Genomic DNA, 3,370 nt, shown 5'->3' with positions numbered 1-3,370 from the left:
GGCGATGAGTCTCGGCCGCTCGATCGACCACTGGGGCACCAACCCCGGCGACGCGATCGACGCAGAACTGGCCGCCATCGAAACCTCCCTCGACAGGCTGCTCACCCGAGACCCCGCCTACTGGCGCACAGGACAAAAGAAGAACTCCCTGGAGCGGCTGCAGAAGCTCCACGCCAAACTGGCCGCGGTCAGACTCCGGGTGCTCGCCTCTGCCGGCGACATCGCCGAAGAGACCGGTGCGAAGGATGCGTCGGGGTGGATGCGGGCCGAGCTGCTGGTCGACAAGGCCGTGGCCCGATCCCAGATCAAGCTCGCGACCAGCGTCGCGAAGTACGACCTCGTCGCCGCCGACCTCGCTGAGGGTGTCGTGTCCCAGGACAAGGCCCGGGTGATCACCCAGGCCCTCGACAAGATCGAGACCAACCCGGTCGCCAGTGCCGAGGACCTGGTTCTGGCCGAGAAGCTCCTGGTCGACTACGCCACCCGGCTGACCGCCAACGAACTCCGCATCGTCGGCAAACGGATCCTGGCCGAGATCGACCCCGTCCGGTTCGAAGACGCCGAAGCCAAAGCCCTCCTCGCCGAAGAAGAACGCGCCCACCAGAAGACCGCCCTGCGGGTCTGGGACAACCACGACGGCACCATCGGCTTCGACGGTGTCCTCCCGGTCTCGATCGGGATGAGGTTCAAGCGGCTGGTCGAGGCCTATGCCCAACCTCGCAAGCAGCAACTCGTCGGCAAGGGTGCCCCGCTGCCTCCCTGGGAACGACTCATGGGCCAGGGCTTCGCCCGGCTCCTGGAGACCGTCGACGCGTCAGCGTTGCCCCGGCATGGTGGTGATGCGACCACCATCAACGTGGTCATCTCCCTCGAGGAGCTCCGCAAAGACCTCGGCGTCGCGACCCTGGGCTATGACGAGTCCAACGGGGCCACGATTTCGGCCGCGGAAGCCAGGCGGATGGCCTGCAACGCCACCATCATCCCCTGGGTCCTCGGCGGCGACAGCGAGGTCCTCGACGCCGGCCGAGGCAGCAGGTTCTTCCAACCCATCCAACGCAAAGCACTCCGGCTACAGCAGAAGTGCTGCCAAGCCGAAGGCTGCGACATGCCACCGGAATGGTGCGACGCCCACCACCTCGACCCCTGGGCTGCCGGCGGGAAGACCAACTTGAAGGACGGGGCGTTGTTGTGCCCGCATCATCACCGTCTGGCGCACAACCCTGCGTACGTCCATGAGCGCCTGCCGGATGGCAGCATCCGGTTCACCCGCCGCCCCTAACCGGCTGCGTTGAGACCCTCTCGACTCCACACTCGCCGCTTCCCTGCTGGCGGGGACACTTCCCCACCGCGGCGAAGGTCCCCCACGCTCCGGAGGGTGGTGAAGCTCCGCGCCCGCGGGGAACTCGTCACCCTGCCGGCAACGAGCCCGTCCCGGGTTATGCGATGGCTCGCTTGTGAACTGTTCACAAGGTCGCGCCCACTGTCGTAGGCGCCCTCGAGGAACCGAGCCTTCCGCGCACGGCCAGCCCACGGCCCAAGCACGCACCCAACTGAATCCGCTGCGCCAAACCCCGCCGCCGACCCGATAGCCAGCCAAAATTCTCGCCGGAGCCCGGTGTCAAGGATCGCCGCAGGCGACCGGCGAAGCCGGCGGCCGAAGGCCGTCCTTGACTCCGGGGTTCGGCGAGAACACCCTTCAGGAATGGGTCGGCGGCGAACGCCGCAACGAAACCACGGCACCTTCAGCGCGCCCTCCCGAGACCAAACCAAGGACTCGACAAAGCTCGACCACCGAAGCCAGCACCCACAGAAGCAAGCCCCCGACGTGCCGTACGTGTCCGAGATCACGTTCCCAGACACACCCAGAACATGAACACTTTCTAGGATTGAGCGTGAAACCCACGCAGGACCTCGTAACCACCTGATGGAACGGATTCGGAGGGTTACACGACCCCCTTTAGGCTTGCCTTAGTACATCCACGGAAGGTTGAACTCCCTTATGCGTGACATCCGCGTTGCGATCGTCGGTGCCGGCCCGGCCGGCATCTACGCTGCCGACATCCTCACGAAGGAGCACCCTGGTGCGCGCGTCGACGTCATCGAGCGCCTGCCTGCTCCCTACGGCCTGGTTCGCTACGGCGTGGCTCCTGACCACCCGCGAATCAAGGAGATCATCAAGGCGCTGAAGCGCGTCCTGAACCAGGACAGCATCCGCTTCATCGGCAACGTCGACTTCGGCACCGACCTCAAGCTCGACGACCTGCACCGGTTCTACGACGCCGTCATCTTCGCCACCGGCGCGATGGCCGACCGCGAGCTCGACATCCCGGGGATCGATCTGCCCCAGTCCTACGGCGCGGCCGACTTCGTCAGCTGGTACGCCGGGCACCCCGACGTCTCCCGCGAGTGGCCCCTCGACGCCGAGGAGGTCGCCGTCCTCGGCGCCGGTAACGTCGCGCTCGACGTCGCCCGCATGCTGGCCAAGCCCGCCGACGAGCAGCTGGTCACCGAGATCTCCGACAACGTCTACCAGGGCCTGAAGAAGAACCCGGCCAAGACGATCCACGTCTACGCCCGCCGCGGCCCGGCGCACATCAAGTTCAGCCCGATGGAGCTGCGCGAGCTCTCCCACTCCCCGTCCGTCGACGTCGTCGTCGAGGAGGAGGGCTTCGAGATCGACGAGGCCGGCGAGAAGGCGATCCAGAGCCACAAGGCGACGAAGCTGGTGGCCGACATCCTCCTGAAGTACATGGAGGCGCCCGCCGGCGACAAGCCCCACAAGATCGTCATCCACATGATGCAGAACCCCGTCGAGATCCTCGGCGAGGACGGTCAGGTGGTCGCGCTGCGCAGCGAGAAGACCGAGTACAACGGCGACGGCACCGTCACCGGCACCGGCGAGTTCACCGACACCCCGGTCCAGGCCGTCTACCGCGCCGTCGGCTACCTCTCTGAGGCCCTCCCCGACGTACCCTTCGACAGCGAGAACGGCGTCATCCCCAACGCCGGCGGCCGAGTGCTCGACCTCAACGGCGAGCACATCAACGGGACGTACGTCACCGGGTGGGTCAAGCGCGGACCGGTCGGCCTCATCGGCCACACCAAGTCTGACGCCAAGGAGACCATCGACAACCTCCTCCACGACCTCGACAAGCTCAAGCCCGCCGAGCTCGGCTCGACCGCGGCGGTCCTCGAGCACCTGTCCGGCAAGGGCGTCGAGTTCACCACCATCGAGGGCTGGGAGAAGCTCGACAACCACGAGCGCTCGCTCGGCGAGGCCCAGGGCCGCGAGCGGATCAAGGTCGTCCCCCGCGACGAGATGATCCAGATCTCCAACCACTGCCACTGACACACGTACGAAGCGGGGTGG

At 66.6% G+C, this 3,370-nt stretch carries 2 protein-coding genes; both read left to right on the top strand.

Annotated elements, in window-relative coordinates; translation table 11 throughout:
- Nucleotides 1–1,279 (top strand): DUF222 domain-containing protein (locus ACFX43_RS07280; protein WP_378818838.1); only part of this gene is annotated, 1,279 nt, incomplete at its 5' end.
- A gap of 720 nt (nt 1,280–1,999) precedes the next feature.
- Nucleotides 2,000–3,349 carry an FAD-dependent oxidoreductase gene (locus ACFX43_RS07275; protein ID WP_378818835.1) on the top strand — a complete coding sequence of 450 codons (1,350 nt, stop codon included), beginning with the start codon at nt 2,000–2,002 and terminating at the stop codon, nt 3,347–3,349.
- The last annotated feature ends 21 nt before the right edge of the window (nt 3,350–3,370 follow it).

Origin of the sequence: Nocardioides sp. YIM B13467 (assembly GCF_042788075.1) — a bacterium.
GTDB lineage: Bacteria > Actinomycetota > Actinomycetes > Propionibacteriales > Nocardioidaceae > Nocardioides.
Note: the sequence above shows the minus strand (reverse complement) of the source record. Positions and strands in the feature narration are given on the sequence as shown.

Excerpts from the sequence above, each read along its gene's own strand:
- ACFX43_RS07275 (WP_378818835.1), top strand. The coding sequence starts at position 2,000 with ATGCGTGACATCCGCGTTGCGATCGTCGGTGCCGGCCCGGCCGGCATC.